21 protein-coding genes are annotated in these 22,628 nt (G+C 54.7%); 12 read left to right on the top strand and 9 right to left on the bottom strand.

Features of this window, described 5'->3' with window-relative positions; translation table 11 throughout:
- The first annotated feature begins 89 nt into the window (after positions 1–89).
- Positions 90–413, top strand: coding sequence for a cupin domain-containing protein (locus ACSVHP_RS07985; RefSeq protein WP_234670915.1), 324 nt, complete (start codon positions 90–92; stop codon positions 411–413).
- 33 nt (positions 414–446) lie between these two features.
- Here ACSVHP_RS07985 and wzz(fepE) read toward each other — a convergent pair whose 3' ends face one another.
- Positions 447–1,583: an LPS O-antigen length regulator Wzz(fepE) gene (gene wzz(fepE) / locus ACSVHP_RS07980; protein ID WP_417314188.1), complete on the bottom strand. Its 1,137-nt coding sequence runs from the start codon at positions 1,581–1,583 to the stop codon at positions 447–449.
- A 545-nt stretch (positions 1,584–2,128) separates the two neighbouring features.
- Between wzz(fepE) and ACSVHP_RS07975 the strand changes: the two genes are divergently transcribed.
- From ACSVHP_RS07975 to ACSVHP_RS07955, 5 genes are all read left to right on the top strand, one after another.
- Positions 2,129–3,019, top strand: a complete 891-nt coding sequence (locus ACSVHP_RS07975) for a carbohydrate ABC transporter permease (protein WP_234670903.1) — start codon at positions 2,129–2,131, stop codon at positions 3,017–3,019.
- Positions 3,012–3,914 (top strand): carbohydrate ABC transporter permease, encoded by a 903-nt coding sequence (locus ACSVHP_RS07970; RefSeq protein ID WP_234670902.1) that lies wholly within the window; start codon positions 3,012–3,014, stop codon positions 3,912–3,914. The genes ACSVHP_RS07975 and ACSVHP_RS07970 overlap by 8 nt, the downstream gene beginning before the upstream one ends.
- 12 nt (positions 3,915–3,926) lie before the next feature.
- Positions 3,927–5,054, top strand: coding sequence for an ABC transporter ATP-binding protein (locus tag ACSVHP_RS07965; RefSeq protein ID WP_447551566.1), 1,128 nt, complete (start codon positions 3,927–3,929; stop codon positions 5,052–5,054).
- A gap of 13 nt (positions 5,055–5,067) precedes the next feature.
- Positions 5,068–6,354 (top strand): ABC transporter substrate-binding protein, encoded by a 1,287-nt coding sequence (locus ACSVHP_RS07960; protein WP_234670890.1) that lies wholly within the window; start codon positions 5,068–5,070, stop codon positions 6,352–6,354.
- Positions 6,355–6,567: 213 nt separating this feature from the next.
- Positions 6,568–7,458 (top strand): Rpn family recombination-promoting nuclease/putative transposase, encoded by an 891-nt coding sequence (locus ACSVHP_RS07955; protein WP_447551565.1) that lies wholly within the window; start codon positions 6,568–6,570, stop codon positions 7,456–7,458.
- A 47-nt stretch (positions 7,459–7,505) separates the two neighbouring features.
- Here the strand turns inward: ACSVHP_RS07955 and araE are convergent, their stop codons facing one another.
- The 3 genes from araE to kduI form a co-directional block, all read right to left on the bottom strand.
- Positions 7,506–8,939, bottom strand: a complete 1,434-nt coding sequence (gene araE, locus ACSVHP_RS07950; RefSeq protein ID WP_447551656.1) for an arabinose-proton symporter AraE — start codon at positions 8,937–8,939, stop codon at positions 7,506–7,508.
- 295 nt (positions 8,940–9,234) lie between these two features.
- Positions 9,235–9,996, bottom strand: coding sequence for a 2-dehydro-3-deoxy-D-gluconate 5-dehydrogenase KduD (kduD, locus tag ACSVHP_RS07945; RefSeq protein ID WP_234670874.1), 762 nt, complete (start codon positions 9,994–9,996; stop codon positions 9,235–9,237).
- A gap of 62 nt (positions 9,997–10,058) precedes the next feature.
- Complete coding sequence (gene kduI / locus ACSVHP_RS07940; protein ID WP_447551563.1) at positions 10,059–10,895, bottom strand: 5-dehydro-4-deoxy-D-glucuronate isomerase; 837 nt, start codon at positions 10,893–10,895, stop codon at positions 10,059–10,061.
- 423 nt (positions 10,896–11,318) lie between these two features.
- On the opposite strand from kduI, the gene ACSVHP_RS07935 reads away from it, so the two are divergent.
- Positions 11,319–12,494 (top strand): oligogalacturonate lyase family protein, encoded by a 1,176-nt coding sequence (locus ACSVHP_RS07935; RefSeq protein WP_234670870.1) that lies wholly within the window; start codon positions 11,319–11,321, stop codon positions 12,492–12,494.
- Positions 12,495–12,627: 133 nt separating this feature from the next.
- Here the strand turns inward: ACSVHP_RS07935 and ACSVHP_RS07930 are convergent, their stop codons facing one another.
- From ACSVHP_RS07930 to ACSVHP_RS07920, 3 genes are all read right to left on the bottom strand, one after another.
- Complete coding sequence (locus tag ACSVHP_RS07930) at positions 12,628–13,311, bottom strand: oligogalacturonate-specific porin KdgM family protein (protein WP_447551562.1); 684 nt, start codon at positions 13,309–13,311, stop codon at positions 12,628–12,630.
- Between the two features lie 321 nt (positions 13,312–13,632).
- On the bottom strand, positions 13,633–14,811 hold the full coding sequence (locus ACSVHP_RS07925) for an acetyl-CoA C-acetyltransferase (protein WP_234670866.1): 1,179 nt from the start codon (positions 14,809–14,811) through the stop codon (positions 13,633–13,635).
- A gap of 92 nt (positions 14,812–14,903) precedes the next feature.
- On the bottom strand, positions 14,904–15,770 hold the full coding sequence (locus ACSVHP_RS07920; RefSeq protein ID WP_234670864.1) for a LysR family transcriptional regulator: 867 nt from the start codon (positions 15,768–15,770) through the stop codon (positions 14,904–14,906).
- 101 nt (positions 15,771–15,871) lie between these two features.
- Between ACSVHP_RS07920 and ACSVHP_RS07915 the strand changes: the two genes are divergently transcribed.
- Both ACSVHP_RS07915 and ACSVHP_RS07910 read left to right on the top strand, forming a co-directional pair.
- The gene (locus tag ACSVHP_RS07915) at positions 15,872–16,333 is read left to right on the top strand and encodes a multidrug/biocide efflux PACE transporter (RefSeq protein WP_234670862.1); all 462 of its coding nucleotides are present in this window, start codon (positions 15,872–15,874) and stop codon (positions 16,331–16,333) included.
- Between the two features lie 118 nt (positions 16,334–16,451).
- Positions 16,452–17,681 carry an amino acid permease gene (locus tag ACSVHP_RS07910; RefSeq protein WP_447551561.1) on the top strand — a complete coding sequence of 410 codons (1,230 nt, stop codon included), beginning with the start codon at positions 16,452–16,454 and terminating at the stop codon, positions 17,679–17,681.
- 586 nt (positions 17,682–18,267) lie between these two features.
- Here the strand turns inward: ACSVHP_RS07910 and ACSVHP_RS07905 are convergent.
- Positions 18,268–18,540 (bottom strand): GNAT family N-acetyltransferase, encoded by a 273-nt coding sequence (locus ACSVHP_RS07905; protein WP_234670857.1) that lies wholly within the window; start codon positions 18,538–18,540, stop codon positions 18,268–18,270.
- A gap of 10 nt (positions 18,541–18,550) precedes the next feature.
- On the bottom strand, positions 18,551–18,781 hold the full coding sequence (gene yjdI, locus ACSVHP_RS07900; protein WP_234670856.1) for a 4Fe-4S mono-cluster protein YjdI: 231 nt from the start codon (positions 18,779–18,781) through the stop codon (positions 18,551–18,553).
- 178 nt (positions 18,782–18,959) lie between these two features.
- Here yjdI and ACSVHP_RS07895 point away from each other — a divergent pair, with 178 nt between their 5' ends.
- The 3 genes from ACSVHP_RS07895 (at position 18,960) to ACSVHP_RS07885 (ending at position 22,557) form a co-directional block, all read left to right on the top strand.
- Positions 18,960–20,597: an ATP-binding protein gene (locus ACSVHP_RS07895; RefSeq protein ID WP_447551560.1), complete on the top strand. Its 1,638-nt coding sequence runs from the start codon at positions 18,960–18,962 to the stop codon at positions 20,595–20,597.
- A gap of 4 nt (positions 20,598–20,601) precedes the next feature.
- Positions 20,602–21,303, top strand: coding sequence for a response regulator (locus tag ACSVHP_RS07890; RefSeq protein ID WP_447551559.1), 702 nt, complete (start codon positions 20,602–20,604; stop codon positions 21,301–21,303).
- 165 nt (positions 21,304–21,468) lie between these two features.
- On the top strand, positions 21,469–22,557 hold the full coding sequence (locus tag ACSVHP_RS07885) for an ABC transporter substrate-binding protein (RefSeq protein WP_447551558.1): 1,089 nt from the start codon (positions 21,469–21,471) through the stop codon (positions 22,555–22,557).
- Positions 22,558–22,628 lie beyond the last annotated feature (71 nt).

Here is a 22,628-nt window from a genome sequence, read left to right as displayed (position 1 = left end):
TTTCCAGTTCTTTGGCTCTGCGTTTCCTTTTATCCCGCCGTGATATAAATTAAATGAAACGTTGTTTTATTTAATAACAGGATCGGACTATGTTTATTTTTCACAAAGAGACCACGCTTGAGGATCTGGGCAATGGCGTGACGCGTCGCATTCTGGCGCATGACGGAAAGATGATGGCTGTTGAGGTGAATTTTGAACAAGGCGCTGTCGGCCCGCTGCATAACCATCCGCACGAGCAGCTGACCTACGTGCTGTCGGGCGAGTTTGAGTTCACCATTGGCGATGAGAAGCACGTCGTGACGGCGGGCGACACGCTGTACAAAGAGCCGCATGTCATGCACGGCTGCGTTTGCCTGAAGCCCGGTACGCTGCTTGATACCTTCACCCCGGTGCGGGAAGATTTCCTGAAATAAAAAAAGGGCGGTGCTACACCGCCCTTTTTATTTTTACTCCGTGACCGGTACCGGCAGCGGCTCGGTCAGAGGTTTGCGCATTTTCATTGCCTCGTTCAGCAACACGCCGCCGCAGGCAAACAGCCCGCCGACAATCAGCGCCAGCACCAGAATGAGTGCCTTAGACGGGCCGTCCTTTTTCACCGGCATTGACGGAGAAAGCTGGTACTTAAACGGCTCCAGCTTCACGTCCTGAACCGACAGCTTCTGAAGCTGCGCCAGGTGATACTGGCGGTTCTGGAAATCCGCATTCAGCTGCGCCACATCTTTAATCGATTTTTCAATTTGCAGCTTTTGCGCGATCCCGTCAGCGCCGAGCGCCACGGAGTAATCCGGATCGTCCTTCACCGCCTGGCCGTTGCTGTAGACCGGCTTTTTGATCCCGGCAGCGTTTGCCACCTCAAGGGAGTAATTCAGACGTTGCAGGTTGGTGTTGTGAATATTGGTGAGGCGAACCCTGTCCAGCTCCAGCTGCTGCTTTTCCATCTGCGTTTTCAGCGCCACCTGGTTGCGGATATTCTGCATGGTTTCCTGCTCAACCAGCGCCGAGATAAAGTGGATATACCCTTCCAGCACGGTCTGCGCGTCGGTAGCCGTCGGCGCCGTGAAGCTCAGCGTCCAGGAGGCGTACAGCGCCTTTTCCGCATCTTTCGCCGACGTGTTGTCCACGGCTTTCATCTGCTCGGCAATGTTGACCACCGCGCGATGCAGCTCCTGAGGATCAATATCCGCCTCTTTCAGCTGTTCCATCACGTACGGGGAGGAGGTCATGTACTCTTCCAGCAGCGACTGGGACTGGAATTTTTTGATAAACAGGTTAAAGACCTCAGGACGGGTAATTTTCACATCCACATCCAGCACCTGAAGCGCCACCATCATCTGGCGCAGCGGGTTCCACTGAGTCTGCTCCGCCGGGGTAATCACGGCTTTACTGGTCCACTTTTGCGGCAGGATAAAGGCAATCGCCAGCCCGGCAAGGCCAAAGGCGAGCATGGTGGCGAGAATGCGTTTTTTGGCCGCCAGCAGCGTATCCAGGATGCCAAGCAGGTCAATTTCTTTTAAGTCGTGTACCGGGGAGGAGTGACGGGAGAAATCCACATCCGTATTTTTTTTAAAATCCATGACTGACATAGCAATTCTTCTTTTTGGTCGCGCAGCTAATCTGCCTGAGAAATCCCTGAGGCCGTGATGATACAAGAAAGTAAGAATTATCTGAATGCCAAATACTTTGTTCTTTGGACTATCTATCAAATTTAGTAGTTAGCCAACCGGGTGCCGGGTTGATATTACTCCTCTGCACCACCCCGTTCTCCCCTGCTTTTTTGTGGTGCCAACTCCACGCAAGAAAGCCAAAACTGCCACCTTCCTCACCTTATTGAAACAGCGTTTCGACAGCGATCACATTTCCATCATTAAGCGAATGACGCGGAAACAAATCGCAATAAAATAAAATAAAACGATGTTTTAGTATTCAAGAACAACGGTTCGTGAGTTTTTAAAACCCGTAAAGCGCACGGCCATCAACCCAAAGGAAAAGAGAAATAAAACAAGAGTTAAGGATTAACTGCAACGCGTTTCATACCGAACACACCGCCTCTGGCCTTTGTAAAGGCGTGGGGTGACAGCACCACAATCGGATCCCGTTTTAAAAACCATTGATTGCCAGGTAGGTATGTATGAATGAAAACAAAATGCTGGGGCTAGCGTGGATATCACCCTACATAATCGGGTTGATAATCTTTACCGCGTTTCCCTTTGTCTCATCGTTCTTTCTCAGTTTTACCGATTACGATCTGATGAGCCCGCCGGTGTTTAACGGCATCGAAAACTATCGCTACATGTTTACAGAAGATTCTCTCTTCTGGAAATCAATGGGCGTGACCTTTGCCTACGTATTTTTGACCATTCCGTTGAAGCTCGCCTTTGCATTAGGCATTGCGTTTGTTCTGAACTTTAAATTACGCGGGATCGGCTTCTTCCGTACCGCCTACTATATTCCGTCCATCCTGGGCAGCTCGGTGGCCATTGCCGTTCTGTGGCGCGCGCTATTTGCCATTGATGGGCTGCTGAACAGCTTTATTGGCGTCTTCGGATTCGACCCGGTGAACTGGCTCGGTGAGCCTTCTCTGGCGCTGATGTCCGTGACGTTGCTGCGCGTCTGGCAGTTCGGTTCGGCGATGGTGATTTTCCTTGCCGCGCTGCAAAACGTGCCGCAGTCGCAGTATGAAGCGGCGATGATCGACGGCGCGTCCAAATGGCAGATGTTCATGAAGGTTACCGTTCCGCTGATCACCCCCGTTATCTTCTTTAACTTCATCATGCAGACCACGCAGGCGTTCCAGGAATTTACCGGCCCGTATGTCATTACCGGCGGCGGCCCGACCTATTCGACCTATCTGTTCTCGCTCTACATCTACGACACCGCGTTCAAATACTTTGATATGGGCTACGGCGCCGCGCTGGCCTGGGTTCTGTTCCTGGTCGTGGCCGTCTTCGCCGCCATCGCCTTTAAGTCTTCGAAATACTGGGTGTTCTACTCCGCCGATAAAGGAGGCAAAAATGGCTGATATCCAACAACTCTCCACGGCGAGAAGCGTTGCGGAGCGCGAAGTGGCCCGCACCCTGCGCAGAGAGAAAATCAACGCCAGCATCCGCTACGTGATTCTGCTGTTCGTGGGCCTGCTGATGCTCTATCCGCTGGTGTGGATGTTCTCGGCGTCGTTCAAACCGAACCACGAGATCTTCACCACCCTGAGCCTGTGGCCGGCACACGCTACCTGGGACGGCTTCGTGAACGGCTGGAAAACCGGGACCGAGTACAACTTCGGCCATTACATGTTGAACACCTTTAAGTATGTGATCCCGAAAGTGATCCTGACCATTATCTCCTCCACCATCGTGGCCTACGGCTTTGCCCGCTTCGAGATCCCGTGGAAGAAATTCTGGTTCGCGACGCTTATCACCACCATGCTGCTGCCAAGCACCGTCCTGCTGATCCCGCAGTACCTGATGTTCCGCGAAATGGGCATGTTGAACAGCTATATGCCGCTGTACCTGCCGCTGGCCTTCGCCACGCAGGGGTTCTTCGTCTTTATGCTGATCCAGTTCCTGCGCGGCGTCCCGCGTGACATGGAAGAGGCGGCGCAAATTGACGGCTGTAACTCCATTCAGGTGCTGTGGTACGTGGTGGTGCCGATCCTCAAACCGGCCATTATCTCCGTCGCCCTGTTCCAGTTTATGTGGTCGATGAACGACTTTATCGGGCCGCTGATTTACGTCTATAGCGTGGATAAATACCCGATTGCACTGGCTCTGAAAATGTCCATCGACGTCACCGAAGGTGCGCCGTGGAACGAAATTCTGGCAATGGCGAGCATCTCCATTCTGCCATCCATCATTGTCTTCTTCCTGGCACAGCGCTACTTCGTACAGGGCGTGACCAGCAGCGGAATTAAAGGTTAAGAGGGAAATATCATGGCTGAAGTTATTTTCAACAAACTGGAAAAGGTTTACTCCAACGGCTTCAAAGCGGTACATGCTATCGACCTGAAAATCGCTGAAGGGGAGTTCATGGTGATCGTCGGGCCATCCGGCTGCGCCAAATCCACCACCCTGCGTATGCTGGCGGGCCTGGAAACCATCAGCGGCGGCGAAGTGCGCATTGGCGACAAGATTGTGAACAACCTCGCGCCGAAAGAGCGCGGGATTGCAATGGTGTTCCAGAACTACGCGCTTTATCCGCACATGACCGTGCGTGAGAACCTGGCCTTCGGCCTGAAGCTGAGCAAGCTGCCGAAGGATCAGATTGAGTCCCAGGTGAACGAAGCGGCCAAAATTCTGGAGCTGGAAGAGCTGCTCGACCGCCTGCCGCGCCAGCTTTCCGGCGGCCAGGCGCAGCGTGTGGCGGTAGGCCGCGCGATTGTGAAAAAGCCCGACGTATTCCTGTTCGACGAACCGCTGTCCAACCTCGACGCCAAGCTGCGCGCCTCGATGCGTATTCGCATCTCGGATTTGCACAAGCAGCTGAAAAAATCCGGTAAACCGGCGACCACCGTTTACGTGACGCACGATCAGACCGAAGCGATGACCATGGGCGACCGCATCTGCGTGATGAAGCTCGGCCACATCATGCAGGTCGATACCCCGGACAACCTCTACCACAAGCCGAAGAACATGTTCGTGGCGGGCTTTATCGGCGCGCCGGAGATGAACATCCGCAAGTGTCGGCTGGTGGAAAACAACGGGCGTCTGCATATCGCCATCGGCAACGAGACCATGCCGTTAAACGCCGAAAAGCAGGAGAAAGTCGCAGCCTTTGCCGGGGAAGAGGTCTTCTACGGCGTGCGCCCGGAATTCGTATCGCTTTCCGATGAGCCGTTCGTGGACGGCGGCTGTAGCGGTGAGATGGTGCGCGTCGAAAACATGGGCCACGAGTTCTTTGTGTACCTGAAAGTCGCGGATTACGAACTGACCGCCCGAATTCCTTCCGACGAAGCTAAGCCAATGATTGATAAGGGCCTTCATCGTAAGGTGTACTTCAAGTTTGATATGAATAAGTGTCATATTTTTGACGCAAAAACTGAACAGAACATCTCTCTCTAATGGAGTTATAAAAATGAAAAAAGTGCTTTTAAGCGCAGCAATCTCCGCGACTCTGGCCCTTACCGCGTTGCCATCGATGGCGAAAGACGTTGATTTACGTATGTCCTGGTGGGGCGGCAACGGCCGCCATCAGGTGACCCTGAAAGCGCTGGAAGAGTTCCACAAGCAGAACCCGGATATCAACGTGAAGGCGGAGTACACCGGCTGGGACGGCCACCTCTCCCGTCTGACCACGCAGATTGCGGGCGGCACCGAGCCGGACGTGATGCAGACCAACTGGAACTGGCTGCCAATCTTCTCTAAAACCGGCGACGGCTTCTACGATCTGAACAAAATGAAGGACGTGATCGACTTAACCCAGTTCGATCCGAAAGAGCTGCAATCCACCACGGTGAACGGCAAGCTGAACGGGATCCCTATCTCCGTGACCGCCCGCGTCTTCTATTTTAACGACGAGACCTGGAAAAAAGCGGGCGTGGAATACCCGAAAACCTGGGACGACCTGATGGCCGCCGGGAAAACCTTCGAAAGCAAGCTCGGCAAGCAGTATTACCCGGTGGTGCTTGAGCACCAGGACACCCTGGCGCTGCTGAACTCGTACATGATCCAGAAGTACAACATCGCGGCGGTGGATGAAAAAACGAAGAAGTTCGCCTACTCCAAAGAGCAGTGGGTGGAGTTTTTCCAGACCTACAAAAAGCTGGTGGATAGCCACGTGATGCCTGATACCAAATACTATGCGTCCTTTGGTAAGAGCAACATGTACGAGATGAAGCCGTGGATCCAGGGTGAATGGGGCGGCACCTACATGTGGAACTCCACCATCAACAAGTATTCCGACAACCTGAAGCCACCGGCGAAGCTGGAGCTGGGCAACTACCCGATGCTGCCGGGCGCGACCGACGCGGGCCTGTTCTTCAAGCCGGCGCAGATGCTGTCGATTGGTAAATCCACCAAAAACCCGGAAGCGGCGGCGAAGCTGATTAACTTCCTGCTGAACAGCAAAGAGGGTGTTGATACGCTGGGCCTGGAGCGCGGCGTACCGCTGAGCAAGGCGGCGGTGCAGTTCCTGACCGAAGACGGCACCATCAAAGAGAACGATCCGTCCGTTGCGGGCCTGCGCCTGGCGCAGTCTCTGCCTGCCAAACTCTCCGTATCGCCATACTTTGACGACCCGCAGATTGTGGCGCAGTTCGGCACCTCCTTGCAGTACATCGACTACGGCCAGAAAACCGTGGAAGAGACCGCCGCCGACTTCCAGCGTCAGGCAGAGCGTATTTTGAAACGCGCGATGCGTTAACCCAAAAAGCCGGGTGGCGGCTGCGCCTTACCCGGCCTACTTGAGCCTGTGCGCCTGGTAATTATTTTGCGAGGCGCATTCCTGAATACTGAAAATGTTTCACCCTTACGCAATTAGCGCTGAACCCCGCTCGTAGAATCGAGAAAGGCCGAATGCCGACGATAGCGTCAGCGATTACAGTCACCCTCTCTTTTCTGATAGTGACGGATCGCTATGAAAGCCCGGACCAGCACAACACCGCATGATGCGGTCTTCAAACAGTTTCTCTGCCACCCCGAAACCGCCCGGGATTTTCTTGAGATACATCTCCCCTCTTCCCTGCGTTCGCTTTGCGATCTTCGGACATTAACGCTGGAATCAGGCAGCTTTATTGAGAAGGATTTGCGAGCCAGCTATTCAGATGTGCTCTGGTCACTGAAAACCACAAAAGGTGAAGGGTATATTTATATTGTGATTGAGCATCAAAGCTCACCGGACAGGCACATGGCCTTTAGGCTGATGCGATACGCGATGTCGGCTATGCAGCGTCATCTGGATGCCGGACATAAAAGGCTTCCTCTGGTCGTGCCAATGCTGTTTTATCATGGCCTGGAAAGTCCATACCCATACCCTCTGAGCTGGCTGGAGGAGTTTGACGATCCCGTTCAGGCGAGTCGGCTCTATATGGGATCGTTTCCGCTTGTCGATATCACGGTTTTCCCCGATGACGACATCATGCAGCACAGGCGAATAGCACTGCTGGAACTTATTCAAAAACACATCCGCAAGCGGGATTTGATGGAATTAATCGACCGACTCGGCGCATTAATGGTTACGGGTTGCGCTAATGACACCCAGCTCAAATCATTATTTAATTACATGATGCGATTCGGTGATGCGGCTGAATTTAGTCATTTTATTCGCCAGATTGCTGAACGTTGTTCCACACCACACAAGGAGAGGCTGATGACAATCGCGGAAAGATTAAGACTGGAAGCAAAACACCAGGAAGCGTTACGCATTGCGCAAAGCATGATTGCAGAAGGATTTGATCGCGAATGTGTGCTGAGACTGACCGGGCTTTCCGATGCTGAGCTTGTGGCTGAAAACAAGCCGGCAGCATAAAGGGTTGTTCGCACGCCCGAGAACCACGTTATCGGGCGTGCTGAACGTTACACCCCAATGTCGCGCAGCTTCTCCCCGCTCATCAACTTGCGTTCGATATGCTCCAGCGTCACGCCTTTGGTTTCCGGGATCAGCCAGAAGGTGATGCCGATAAAGGCGACGTTCAGCACCGTGTAGAGCCAGAAGGTGCCGGCTGCGCCGATGGCGTCCAGCAGGGTCAGGAAGGTGGCGCCGATGATCATGTTCGACACCCAGTTGGTGGTGGTCGAACAGGTGATGCCGAAGTCGCGGCATTTCAGCGGCTGAATTTCAGAGCACAGTATCCACACCACCGGGGCCGCGCTCATTGCGTATCCGGCGATACACATCATCGTCATCCCAACGGAGAGCCACGACAGCCCGCTCGACGCGGTGCCATTATCAAACTGCATCAGGCAGTAGCCGAGGATCAGCGTGCCGAGCGCCATTACGCTAAAGCCAATCTTCAGCGCCGGTTTGCGTCCGGCTTTATCTACGGTGAACACCGCAATAAAGGTGGCGAACATAAAGGTCAATCCGACCACGAGGGTGGCGATCATCTGCTGCTCGGTGGTGGTAAATCCGGCCATTTTGAAGATGCGCGGAGCGTAATACATGATGATGTTCATGCCCGTAAACTGCTGCATCGCCTGCAACAGCATGCCGAGGAACACCGCACGGCGCACGTTGCGGTTCACCTTAAACAGCGCCCAGCCGCCCTGCTTCAGCTTCAGGCTTTCGCGGATCTCGTTCAGCTCCTCGCGCGCTTTTTCGGAGGTATCGCGCAGCATTCGCAGTACCTCTTCCGCCTCCACATGACGTCCCTTTTGCGCCAGCCAGCGCGGGCTGTTCGGCAGGAAAATCACCAGCACGATCAGTACCAGCGCAGGCAGCGCCAGCACGCCGAGCATCGCCCGCCAGTTGCCGCTGTAGCTGAAGTACGTATCGGAGAGAAACGCCAGCACGATGCCGAGCGTCACCATCAGCTGATACATACTGATCATCTTGCCGCGCACGTTCTCGCTCGCCATTTCCGAGAGATACAGCGGCGCGGTGTACGACGCGATCCCTACCGCCACGCCAAGCAGCACGCGGGACAGCAACAGCACTTCAACGTTCGAGGCAAACGCCGAGCCAATGGAGCCGGCGACAAACAAAACCGCCCCAACCATCAGGCTGTATTTGCGCCCCAGACGGAACGAGAGCCAGCCGTTGAACAGCGCACCAATCGCCGCGCCGAGCATCATGCTGCTCACCACCCACTCCTGCAAGCGGCTGCTCAGCGTAAAGTGATCGGTGATAAACGGCAGCGCACCGGCGATCACGCCGATATCCAGCCCAAACAGCAAGCCGGCCACGGCGGCGGCGATAGAGACAAACTGGTTCATGCGTCGCGTATCGCGCAGCGCGTTGGGCATAAGGGAAGAGTCATTTATAGAGGTCATAGTTTCCTGCCTGAACAGCGAAATTCGTTCACTGAAAGTACGAGACAGGGAAAAAAAGTGTCAGGTCGTTAGGGGCGAAGATATGGATAATTTCGCTATGGCATAGCGTTATGTGATGGACATTACAATTTCAACTAACGGTAAATAATGCCCCGATTAAACTAATCACCTAATTTATAAGCATTAAATCTGTGATATGCGTCATTAATGGATTTTGAGTATGGATTTTTCATCTTATTGGATATGGATAATGGCTATTTCAGGGTAAAAAAAACCTCCGTCCGCAGACAGAGGTTCGTTAGAAACGGCAGGATTAACGCGCCAGCCAGCCGCCGTCAACCGCCACGGTGTAGCCGTTGATGTAGTCAGAAGCAGGGGACGCCAGGAACACGATCGGCCCCATCAGATCGCTCGGCAGGCCCCAGCGCCCGGCCGGGATACGGTCGAGAATTTCTGCGCTACGCTGTTCGTCCGCGCGCAGCTGCTGGGTGTTGTTGGTTGCCATGTAGCCCGGCGCAATCGCGTTGACGTTGATGTTGTGCTTCGCCCACTCGTTCGCCAGCAGACGGGTCACGCCCATCACCGCGCTTTTTGAGGCGGTGTAAGACGGGACGCGGATGCCGCCCTGGAAGGAGAGCATAGAGGCGATATTGATGATCTTGCCGCCGTTACCCTGGGCGATGAAATGCTTCGCCGCCGCCTGGGACATAAAGAAGACGCTCTTAATGTTCAGGTTCATCACGTCATCCCAGTCGCGCTCGCTGAAGTCGATCGCATCTTCACGGCGGATCAGACCCGCGTTGTTCACCAGAATATCGATATGACCGAACTCGGCTACCGCGCGCTCCAGCAGCTCGGGGATGGCGTCGATTTTACGCAGATCGGCGGTCAGGCTCAGGAAGCGGCGGCCCAGCGCGGTCACGCGCTCGATGGTTTCTGCCGGCTCAACGATGTTAATCCCGACAATATCGCATCCGGCTTCTGCCAGACCTAACGCCATGCCCTGACCCAGACCAGTGTCACAACCGGTCACCACGGCCACTTTACCTTGCAGCGAAAATGCATCCAGAATCATGTTTATTCCTTACTCTTTTCAGCCTGTCACTCACAGGCAGATAGTTGTTTAACTGCCCGCGACTAGCGCAGATCCTTAACGGCCACGTGGTCCATGTCATCAAAGACCTGGTTTTCGCCGACCATACCCCAGATAAAGGTATACGCACGGGTTCCCACGCCTGAGTGAATGGACCAGCTTGGTGAAATCACGGCCTGCTCGTTATGCATCACGATATGGCGCGTTTCCTGCGGCTGCCCCATCATGTGGAACACGCAGGCATCTTCTTCCATGTTGAAGTAGAAATAGACTTCCATGCGGCGCTCATGGGTATGGCACGGCATGGTGTTCCACAGGTTGCCCGGCTCAAGCTCGGTCAGCCCCATGCTGAGCTGGCAGGTTTCCAGCACGTCAGGAACGAAATATTTATTGATGGTGCGGCGGTTGCTGGTGAGGTTGTCGCCGAGCGTGACCGGAGCAACGTCAGCGGGCGTCACTTTTTTGGTCGGATAGGTGGTATGCGCCGGCGCGCAGTTGTAGTAGAACTTCGCGGGCTGGCTGCTGTCGATGCTGGCGAAAACGACCTCTTTCGCCCCCTTGCCGACGTACAGCGCATCGCGATGGCCAATTTCAAAACACTGGCCGTCTACGGTAATGGTGCCCGGCCCGCCGATGTTGATCGCGCCCAGCTCGCGGCGCTCCAGGAAGTAGCTCACGCCGAGCTGTTTACCCACTTCGCCTCCCACCGACACGGTTTTACTGACCGGCATAATGCCGCCCACGATGATGCGGTCGATGTGGCTGTAAACCATGGTGTAAGCGTCAGCCTCAAACACCTTCTCAACTAAAAACTCGTTGCGCAGCCCCTGAGTATCCAGCGTCTTTGCGTGCGCACTGTGGATGCTTTGTCTGATCTCCACACTACCCTCCAGAATTGATCCTGCCTTAAGGCAAAGTTGATTAACGAAACGACGTTCCGTTTTGTCGATGAGCACATAGTAGCCGCAGCAATGGGGGTTTTCAATTACATTTAAAACAGCGTTTCACTTTTTCTGGATATTAATCCCAGAAATGTAGTTTCGATCACGAATGTGGCGCATTGACGGGAGAATAACGGCGGATCCGGCGCGGAGGAAAAACAATATTCATCTTAGTAAACAAGAGATTATAAAACCTTTAAGTTTTGACCATGCAGAAAACATTCCGCGTTAAAAAACAAAGATGACATCACGCTAATCAATAAATCTTACAAATTGCGCCATCAGTCACACATATTGAAACGTTGTTTTGATAATTTAATACCCAGTTTTTAACTCATCTTTCTGGCAAACAAGGAGCACATTATGGCTAAAGGTATGCGGGTCAAGCTGAACTACGAGGTCAGCCGCGATCCGGATACGGGCGTGGAAGTGACCCGCCTGACCCCCCCGGAAGTAACCTGTCACCGCAATTACTTCTACCAGAAGTGCTTCTTTAACGACGGTAGCCATCTGCTGTTTGCCGGGGAGTTCGACGGCCACTGGAACTACTATCTGCTGGATCTGAAAAACGCCGAAGCCGTGCAGCTAACCGAAGGCGCGGGGGATAACACCTTTGGCGGCTTCCTCTCGCCGGACGACACCTCCTTCTACTATGTGAAGAACGATCGCTCGCTGCTTGAAGTGAATTTAAAGACGCTGGTCGAGCGCGAAGTGTATCGCGTGCCGGATGAGTGGGTCGGGTACGGCACATGGGTTGCCAACAGCGACTGCACCAAACTGGTGGGTATCGAAATCGCCAAAAGCGACTGGACGCCGCTCAATGACTGGAAGATATTCCACGACTTCTTCCACAAAGGGCCGCACTGCCGCCTGCTGCGCGTGGATCTGAAAACCGGCGAAAGCTCAACGATCCACGAGGAGAAAATTTGGCTCGGCCACCCGATTTACCGTCCGTTTGACGACAATACCGTCGCCTTCTGTCACGAAGGGCCGCACGACCTGGTGGACGCCCGCATGTGGCTGGTCAACGAAGACGGCAGCAACGTGCGTAAAGTGAAAGAACACGCGCCCGGCGAAAGCTGCACCCACGAGTTCTGGGTGCCGAACGGCTCCGCGCTGGTGTATGTTTCGTATCTGAAAGGCCAGCAGGGCCGCACCATCTCCCGCTACAATCCGGACACTGCGGTTAACGAAGAAGTGATGCAGATGCCAGCCTGTTCGCATCTGATGAGCAACTTTGACGGCACGATGCTGGTGGGTGACGGCTCCGGCACGCCGGTCGACGTGAAGGACACCGGCGGTTACACCATCGATAACGATCCTTATCTCTATGCCTTTGACGTGGCGAAGAAAGCGTATTTCCGCATCGCCCGTCACGATACCTCCTGGGCGACGGTGGCAAACAGCCGCCAGGTCACCCACCCGCATCCATCCTTTACCCCGGATGATACCGCGGTGCTGTTCAGTTCCGATAAAGACGGCAAGCCTGCGCTCTATATCGCGAAACTCCCCGAGCAACCTGAACTGTTGCATGCATGATTTGAGTTAGTGTTTCTGTAACTGGCCTTGCCCTCCCTCGTGGAGGGCTTTTTTTTTAGTACGGGCTTCTTAACACAAAAAAAACCGGCTCAAACGAGTCGGTTTTTTTCCCGGATGTACTGCTTATTATTTATCAGAATGAATATGCCACGCCTAAACGGAAACGGGTCTGGCGTTCGTCAGTCTCTTTCACGCCCACGTTACCCACCTCAACATACGGCGCCCAGTTTTTATCCCACTTGTACGCCAGCTTGGCATTATATTCGTTTGAGTAGTCTTTATTATTATTACGAATCATACCTTCTGAGCTTTTTGCGTAAACGTAGTTAAGCTCGGTGCGGAAATTACCCAATACCCAGCCAACCCATGCATCGCCACGGTTGACCTTGTCATCGTCTTTATTAGAGCTTGATGGATAACGGGTATATTCATAACGGTAACGCGCGGCAACGTAGAATCCATTATCGAAACTATATTGCAGATGCAAATTCGGTTTATAAATAGTACGGCTGTCATTACTCTCAATCGTAAAGGCTGGCGTCAGCGCGATATTATCCGTTGCTTTCCAGCGCCAGCTAATCTGGTCTTCATGACCGTTGCCTACCACGTCTGCGAAAGGCTGATCCGCCTTATCACCACCGGATTTCCACTTGGCTTCAACCGAAAAACCCAGCCCGTTATCAAAGCGATGGGAGACAGACACGCGGTCGGCGTTGGAGCCGCTATCGATATATTCGTGACGCAGATCGACGGTAACAGCCTGAACTGCAAAAGAGGCGCCCACCAGGGAAGCAATTGCCAGAGATTTCTTTAACATGAAAAAACCCTCAATTAAAATAACGTTTCGTTTTTATGGAACTGTAGTTTATTTTTTAAGTAACGTTATTTTAGTGACAAAGATCGTAATTATTTGTTTCATTTTTTTTGGCAAAGACGGACGTGACTTCCGTCAACAAAAACGGCAGTCAAAAGGTAAATTTCAGGAGAGAGATCACGTTAAAAGATCGCACTTAATATAATTAAGCGCGGAAGCATTCGCGTTTTGACGGAGATTTAACGTAAAAGCGTAAAGAGATCGTTCGACATGTGAAAAAAAACCTCCCGGAAGGAGGTTTTTTATTGATAAGGGGAGAAACGGTTATCGCTCGATGGCTAACGCCACCCCTTGCCCACCGCCGATACAGAGCGTCGCCAGCCCCTTGCGGGCGTTACGTTTCATCATTTCATGCACCAGCGAAACCAGAATACGACAGCCGGAGGCGCCAATAGGATGACCGAGCGCGATAGCCCCGCCGTTCACGTTCACCCGCAGCGGATCCCACTCCAGCATTTTGCCCACCGAGATCGCCTGCGCCGCAAAGGCTTCGTTCACTTCGATCAGATCGACCTCGTCAAGCTGCCAGCCTGCACGCTCCAGGCAGCGGCGGGTCGCATAGACCGGGGCGATGCCCATCAGCGCGGGATCAACCCCGACGCTGGCAAACGCCTTGATGCGCGCCAGCACGGGCAGATCCAGCTCTTCGGCTTTGCTTTCGCTCATCATCATCACGGCCGCAGCGCCGTCATTAATAGAAGAGGCGTTTCCGGCGGTGACCGAACCGAGGGTTTCAAACGCGGGATTGAGCATCGCCAGCCCTTCCGCGCTGGCATCGGTACGCGGCTGCTCGTCGGTATCGATCATCACCGAATCCCCGCTCTGACGGAGCGCGCTGACGGGGACGATTTCATCGCGGAAACGCCCGGAATCAATCGCCGCGCGGGCTTTTTGCTGCGAGCTGAGGGCGTAGGCGTCCTGCAACTCGCGGCTGATGCCATATTCACGCGCCAGGTTTTCCGCCGTCACGCCCATATGGTAATCGTTGAACGCATCCCACAGGCCGTCATGCACCAGGCTGTCGATCAGCTGGCTGTTGCCAAGCTGCGCCCCGGTGCGGCTGTCGGTCAGCACATGTGGGGCGCGGCTCATGTTTTCCTGCCCCCCGGCAATGACCACATCCGCTTCGCCGCACTGTATCGCCTGCGTGGCAAGATGCAGCGCCTTGAGGCCAGAGCCGCAGACGTCGTTGATGGTAATAGCGGACACGGTATTTGGCAGACCGCCTTTCAGCGCCGCCTGTCGCGCAGGGTTTTGCCCGGCACCCGCCGTCAGCACCTGGCCGAGGATCACCTCGTCGACTTCATGCGCGGCGATCCCGCTGCGTTCCACCAGCGCCTTCACCACCACGCTGCCTAAATCCACGGCAGAATGGCGGGATAACGCCCCCTGAAAACAGCCGATAGCCGTACGCAACGCACCCACTATAACGACATCTTTCATCACGACCTCTGGGTAAAATGACATGACGATAGTAGAGTATTGTTATCAACAATTGACGCAATTGTTTAAAAAAAGTGAGTCTTGTCACAGGATTAGCGCGCGTCCTGAAGATACTGCCGCAGCCAGCTTCCGGCGATGCCCGGCGGGGAGCGTTTATTCCATAACAGATCGATAGCAATCGATCGCGGCCATCCGGGGACGTTAAGCTGCACCAGCGATTTCGCCGCCGCAAACTCATCCACCAGCGCACAGGGCAGCGCGCACCAGCCAAAGCCCTGCACCGCCATACTCAAGAGTAACAGGTAATTCGGCGCTGACCACACCGGCCCCCGCGCCAGCGCAGGCTCGCGCTCAAGATAGGTGTTCAGCCGCAGCTCGCGCCAGCCGTGCAGTTCATCGGCTTCGGTGTGCGTTTGCCCCGCAAGGGGATGGGTCGTCGAGACATAGATCGCCATGCGGGTCTGCATGGGGAGCCGGATCGCGCCGATCCCCGTCGGGTAATTTTCGCGCGCCTCCGTCAGGCCTACCTGCGCCCTCTCCTTTTGCAGAAGATCGATCACATCCTCTTCTTCGCCAATCAGGCATTCGAATTCCGTATGGGGAAAACGCCTGTCGAACTGGTTCATGAGGTCTTCCAGCACGTCCGGGTTGAGGGTGTCGGACAGCACAAAGGTCAGCCGCGCTTCGGTTTGCGCGGTGAGCGAGACCGCCAGCTCGTCAAGGCGCGCGCTGGCGGCGAGGATCGACTGCACATAGCCCAGCACCTGCTCGCCCTGAGCGGTGAGCACCGGCTGGCGCGCCGAGCGGTCGAACAGCTCAAAGCCCAGATCGGCCTCAAGGTTGGCGACCGCCGTGCTGATGGTGGACTGACTTTTACGCAAACGCCGCGCGGCGGCAGAAAAGGATCCGGCCGCGACCGTTTCAACAAAGGCGGTGAGAGCTTCGGGAGAGTAGCGCATGATGTATCTACTTTATCGATGGATACCATCTTTTATATATCATCTTTTGCGATAAAAATAGGCCGCAACACCGCCCATTCTGGCGACTCACAGAGGTGACTATGCAACATCAGGATGCACTCCAGCGAAAACTCCCGGAGCGGATCTTCCATGCCGTCTGTTTTGAGGGCATCGCCACGGCGATTCTCGCCCCGACGGCCGCCTGGCTCATGCAACGTTCGGTGGTTGAAATGGGAGGATTGACCATTGTCCTCGCCACCACGGCGATGATCTGGAACATCATCTATAACTTCGGTTTCGACCGCTTCTGGCCCGTGCAGCGCGTCACCCGCACGGCAAAAGTCCGCGCCCTGCACGCGTTAGGATTTGAATGCGGCTTTATCGTGATTGGCGTAACCATCGTGGCCGCCGTTCTCGGCGTGACGCTGCTTCAGGCATTCACACTGGAAATAGGTTTCTTCCTGTTCTTCCTGCCCTACACCATGTTTTACAACTGGGCATACGACATGCTGCGCGCCAGAATCATCAAGCGCCGCCAGCAACGACGCGCCCTCGCAGGCTAACCCCGTCTGGCCGGACGCCCGTTCCGGCCACTCCCTCTCGAAGCAACTGCGCCCTCGACTCATAATTATGGTAAATTGCACTTCTTTTTGTTCGTTTTATAGTTGATACGTTGCTCTAATGTCGAAAATTTGGTCAAAAGAAGAGACTCTCTGGAGTTTCGCCCTCTATGGCACCGCCGTGGGCGCAGGAACCCTGTTCTTGCCCATTCAGCTCGGCTCCGCAGGCGCTATCGTCCTGTTTATTACCGCCCTTGTGGCTTATCCGCTTACCTACTGGCCGCACAAAGCGCTGGCGCAGTTTATCCTGTCCTCGAAAACCAAAGGCAACGAGGGGATCACCGGGGCCGTTACCCATTACTACGGCAAGAAGATCGGCAACCTGATCACCACGCTCTACTTTGTGGCGTTTTTTGTGGTGGTGCTGATCTACGCGGTGGCCATCACCAACTCGTTAACCGAGCAGCTGGCAAAGCGCATGACGGTCGACCTGAGCGTGCGGGTGATGGTGAGTTTTGGCGTGGTGCTGGCGCTAAACCTGATCTTCCTGATGGGCCGCCACATCACCATTAAGGTGATGGGATTCCTGGTGTTTCCGCTGATTGCCTATTTCCTGTTTGTCTCCCTGTATCTGACCGGAAGCTGGCAGCCGACGCTGTTGACCAGCCAGATGGCGTTCGATAGCCATACGCTGCACCAGGTGTGGGTGTCGATCCCGGTGATGGTTTTTGCTTTTAGCCATACCCCGATTATCTCGACGTTCGCCGTCGATCGTCGCGAGAAGTACGGTGACGCCGCGATGGGTAAATGCAAAAAAATCATGAAGGTGGCCTACCTGATCATCTGCCTGAGCGTGCTGTTCTTCGTCTTCAGCTGCCTGCTCTCGATCCCGCCGTCCTATATCGTGGCAGCAAAAGAGGAAGGGGTTACGATTCTGTCGGCGCTGTCGATGATGCCGTCATCCCCCGCCTGGCTGGGTATTTCCGGGATTGTGGTGGCGATTATCGCCATGTCGAAATCGTTCCTCGGCACCTATTTTGGCGTGATTGAAGGGGCGACCGAGATTGTGAAGTCGTCGCTGAATCAGGTTGGCGTGAAGAAAAGCCGCGCCTTTAACCGCGCGGTTTCGATTCTCGGGGTGTCGCTGATCACCTTTGCGGTGTGCTGCATCAACCCCAACGCAATCTCGATGATTTACGCCATCAGCGGACCGCTTATCGCGATGATTTTATTTATTATGCCCACGCTGTCGACGTTCCTGATCCCGTCGCTTAAGCAGTATCGTTCTATAGGGAATGTGCTGACGCTGATTGTGGGGGTGTTGTGCGTGTCGGTGATGTTTGTGGGTTGATTTGTTGAACGGGTGCGTAGTGGTTTTGTGGAATTGTTTCGTTCACCTGAGACCCGCATAAAATAATACGTTCTTTACCTGTGAACGAGATAAGGGGGCCACCGCGGCCCCCTTATCAATCCCCGCGGCCCCGCGAAAAATCGGTGCTTCGCACTGCGCTCACCTCCCGCCCTGCTGCCTGCGGTCGGCTCAACTCGACATCCTGTCTCGATTCGCCTCTGGCCGCCATCCCTGGCGTCCAGCCCTTGTCATCCGGTCTTCGGTTCGCCGATGTTGGCGGGGACTCCCCCCCACATCTCGGCATCATCATCGTCATTAAAAAAGCCGGGTGGCGGCTTTGCCTTACCCGGCCTACAAACTGCGGCGCTTTGCACACCTCGGCATCATCATCGTCATAAAAAAGCCGGGTGGCGGCTTTGCCTTACCCGGCCTACAAACTGCGGTGCTTTGCACACTTCGGCATCATCGTCGTCTTCGCCTTACCCGGCCTACAGAGGGCACGAACACGTAGGCCGGGTAAGCGTACGCGCCACCCGGCTTATGCAGGCCGCACGAAATTACCCCAGTCGCATCATGGAGCCCCCCCTCACGCCCGAATATCATCATATTCCCGCGTATTATCAAACTCGTGCTTCGCAAACGGGCACAGTGGAATAATCTTGCGGTTCTCACCGCGCATCTTCTCCACCACCTTCGCCACCAGCTGCTTGCCCACGCCCTGCCCCTTCAGGCTTGGGTCTACGTCGGTATGCTCAATAATGCTCAGATGCTCCCCGGTCGGGACAAACACAATCTCGGCAACCTGCGTGCCGTTCGCGTCGTTCACATAAAACTTGTTATGGCCTTCCAGAATTTCCATAGTTCCTCGCTTATTTTTGGCGATACTTCAGCGCACCGCTCGGGCAGGTATCAATAACACGAATAACCGTTTCGACATCCACTTCGTCCGGGATGATCCACGGCTTGCGTTTCAGGTTGAACAATTTAGCGCTGCCGCGCACGCAATTCCCTGAATGCTGGCAGATCCCGGTGTTGAAGTAGACGTCAATTTTTTCACCGGTATAGGCCCGGTATCCCGCGTCAAGTAGCTCTTTATCCATGACATTGCCTCTGTAGTTATTATGATGCTGAATGAATCATAGCCCTGTGGGATCCTGATGGCTATTGGCACAAAAAACGAAACGCCAGCTCACAACTCTGTTTTTGTCAGATTGCGCCCTACATTTCCCCATGTCAGGCTCCGCAAATATCTCTTTTATGTACTGCGCAGCAGGACTTATGAAACAAAGACTTCCTTTTCAGGTGAAGCTTTTTTTATCGCTGGTGTTCTTCTCCTGCCTGCTGCTGGCGCTGCTGGGGGCGATCCTGTTTCATTTTATCGACCGGCAGCTACACCACGATCTCGGCCAGCGCGCGCGGGTTCAGGCCAGTGAAATCGCGCTGATGCCGGGCCTGGCGGAAAACGTCGCCGCCAGAGATATCCCCGGGATCGCCCGATTAATTCAGCCGTTACGCAACGAGAGCGACGCCAGCTATATTGTGATCGGCGATACCCGTGAGCAGCACCTTTATCATTCAGAATCACCTGAACGGCTGAATTTACCGATGATTGGCGGGGATAACGCCGAGGTATTAAAAGGCAAAACCATTATTTCGGTGCGCAAAGGGGGAATTGGCGTTTCCCTGCGCAGCAAAGCGCCGATATTTAACGCACAGCATCAGGTGATCGGGATTGTCTCCGTCGGCTATCTCACCTCGTATATTGCCAATATTAACGCCCGCATTCTCTGGCAGGCCGGGTTATACGGCGCGGGTCTGTTGCTGCTGCTGTTTCTTTTCTCCTGGGTCTTCACCCGCAATCTTAAAAAACAGATGTTTCGCCTGGAGCCGAAAGATATTGCCCAGCTGGTGTTGCAGCAAAAAGCGCTGCTCGAAGCCATGTACGAGGGGATATTTGCGGTTAACGATGAAAAGCGCCTGATATTAATCAACCGCGCGGCGCGGGAGCTGCTGGATATTCACCAGAGCGAGAAAGCGCTTATCGGCAAACCGCTGGAAGAGGTTCTGCATACCCCTCCCGGCTTCTTTTCCCAGCGCTACGCCTCCGTCAGCAGCGGCAGTCACGATCAGATTGCGGTGCTGAACCACCGGGAAGTGATTGTTAACCGCGTGGCGATTGAGGTGGAGCCGGGCGTAGAAAGCGGCTGGGTCTACAGCTTCCGCGATAAAAACGACATCAACACCCTCAGCAGCCAGCTCAGCCAGATCAAGCGCTACGCCGATAACCTGCGCATCATGCGCCACGAACAGCTGAACTGGACGGCCACCCTCGTGGGGCTGTTGCAGATGAAACGTTACGACGACGCGATCCGCTATATTCAGGCCCAGTCCGACGGCGCGCAGCGGGTGCTGGACTTTGTCTCCGCCCGCTTTACCTCCCCGGCGCTGTGCGGCCTGCTGCTCGGCAAATACGTCAGCGCGCGGGAAAAAGGGGTCGAGCTGCTGTTCGACCCGGCCTGCCAGCTCAGCAAAATGCCGCTCGCCATTAACGAAACCGAGCTGATGTCGGTGATTGGCAACCTGCTGGATAACGCCGTAGATGCCACCCTGAAAGCCCCCGCCCCTGCCCCCGTTGAGCTCTATATTTCGGATCGAAATCAGGAATTACTGATTGAGATAGCCGACCGGGGCTGCGGCGTAGACGACGCCATGAAGCCGCATATTTTCAGGCAGGGGTTCACCAGTAAGCCCGACGCCGGAAATGAAATAACCGGGTCCGAGCACGGTATCGGTCTGTTTCTGGTGGCAGGATACGTTGATAAGGCGGGCGGCAGTATCGAGATTGCCGACAACGCGCCGCAAGGCACTATTTTCACCGTGTTTATTCCGTTCCAACCTTCCGTTCGACAGGGCTAAAAACATGACTACGACCCGGGCTATTGATGTCGTCATTGTTGAGGATGAGCCGCACCTCGCCGGACTGCATCGTGAGTATATTGAGCAAAACTTCCACCTGCGGGTGGTGGGGATTGCGCCGTCGCTGGAGAAGGCCCGCGAGCTGATAAGCCAGCATCGGCCGCGCCTGATCCTGCTGGATAACTATTTGCCCGACGGCAAAGGGGTGGATCTGATAGACAGCCCGCTGCTCAAGCAGTTTGAGTGCTCGGTTATCTTCATCACCGCCGCCAGCGACATGCAGACCTGTAGCCACGCCATGCGCAGCGGCGCGTTTGATTACCTGATCAAGCCGGTCTTTTTCCAGCGCCTGCACGCCTCTCTTGAGCGCTTTATGCGCTTCATTCATACCGTGCAGCAGGTGAAGGTGGTCGATCAGCACGCCCTGGATCGCCTGTTCAACCTGCCCGCGGCGGAGGCCTCTTCTGCGCCGTCGACAAAAGGGATAGACCCCAACACCCTGGAGCACATCAAACGCTTTTTCATCGACCATCCCGACAGCAACGTGTCGGTGGAAGAGGTGGTGGAACACGTGGGGATCAGCAAAACCACCGGGCGGCGCTATCTGGAATATTGCGTAGAAAGCGGATTTATCAGCATCGAAATGCTTTACGGCAATATTGGTCACCCAAGACGGCTCTACCGTAAGGTGCCGGAAAAGGGATAAGCCATTCTTCGCGGGCTAAGCGTCGCGGTTTTAATGGAGTTAATTGTCGAAATAACGCCGATTATCACACTTCCCGATCGGCGCCATTCCCACCCTATTGTCTGTTCTGACCCATCGGCTATGTTGACCATTAGTTCCTCAAATGTAACTAAAAGGTTAACTATAATGTCGAACACATTCCGAATTTCTCTGATTACCGCTACCGTACTGATCTCTTCTTCTGCAATGTCTGCTCTGCCGCAGGGGTATCCTGCGGAGTACCAAAAGGTTGTGGACGCCGCGACCAAAGAGGGCAAGGTGGTGATTTACTCCACCACCGATATCAAAGCCGCCGGGCCGCTGATCCAGGGCTTCGAAAAAACCTATCCGGGCATCAAGGTGGAATATAACGACATGAACAGCACCGAGCTGTACAACCGTTATATCAGCGAGCAGGCTTCCGGCAGCGGCAGCGGCGACGTGGTCTGGAGTTCGTCGATGGACACCGGCCTGAAGCTCGCCACCGACTATGCGATGGAGTACAAATCCCCTGAGCAAAGCCAGCTGCCAAAGTGGGCGGTGTGGAGCGATAAAGCCTACGGCACCACCTACGAGCCGGTGGTGTTTATCTACAACAAGCGCCTGATCCCGGCGGGCGACGTGCCGGACTCCCACGCGGCGCTGGCTAAGCTTATCGCCAGCCAGACCGATAAATTCAAAAACAAAGTCACGACCTACGACATCGAAAAATCCGGGCTGGGCTTTATGCTTTCCGTTGAGGATTACAAAGCCGATCCGAACTACTTCAAAACGCTGGCCGACGTCGCGAAGGGCGGCTTATCAGTGCAGTCCTCTACCGGCACCATGATGGAAAGGGTGTCGTCCGGCGAAAACCTGATCGGCTTTAACATTCTGGGCTCCTACGCCGAAGCCCGCGCGAAGACCGATCCGTCGCTCGGCATCGCCTATCCGAAGGATTACACCCTGGTGCTGTCGCGTGTCTCCTTCATCAGCCAGCAGTCGCAAAACAGCAACGCCGCGAAGCTGTGGCTGGACTATGTGCTGTCTGAAAAGGGACAAAGCATTCTGGCCAATCAGGCGGACATCCCCTCCATCCGTAACGATATCGAAGGCAAAAACGATATCGATGGCCTGACCAAAGTGCTCGGCAAGGCGCTGAAACCGATCCCGGTTGACGAGAGCCTGCTGGAATACCTGCAACCGAAAAAACGTCTGGACTACATCAAACAGTGGCGGGAAGCCGCAGGCAAATAACGCCCCGGCGCGGCGCACGCCGTCGCGCCTCTTTTCGCTGACCTGATTCTTATTCTGGGTTTCAACACCAG

It is taken from the genome of Enterobacter sp. 186315 (assembly GCF_053290175.1).
The sequence above is the reverse complement of the archived record's forward strand: the minus strand, read 5'-3'. Positions and strand labels throughout refer to the sequence as shown.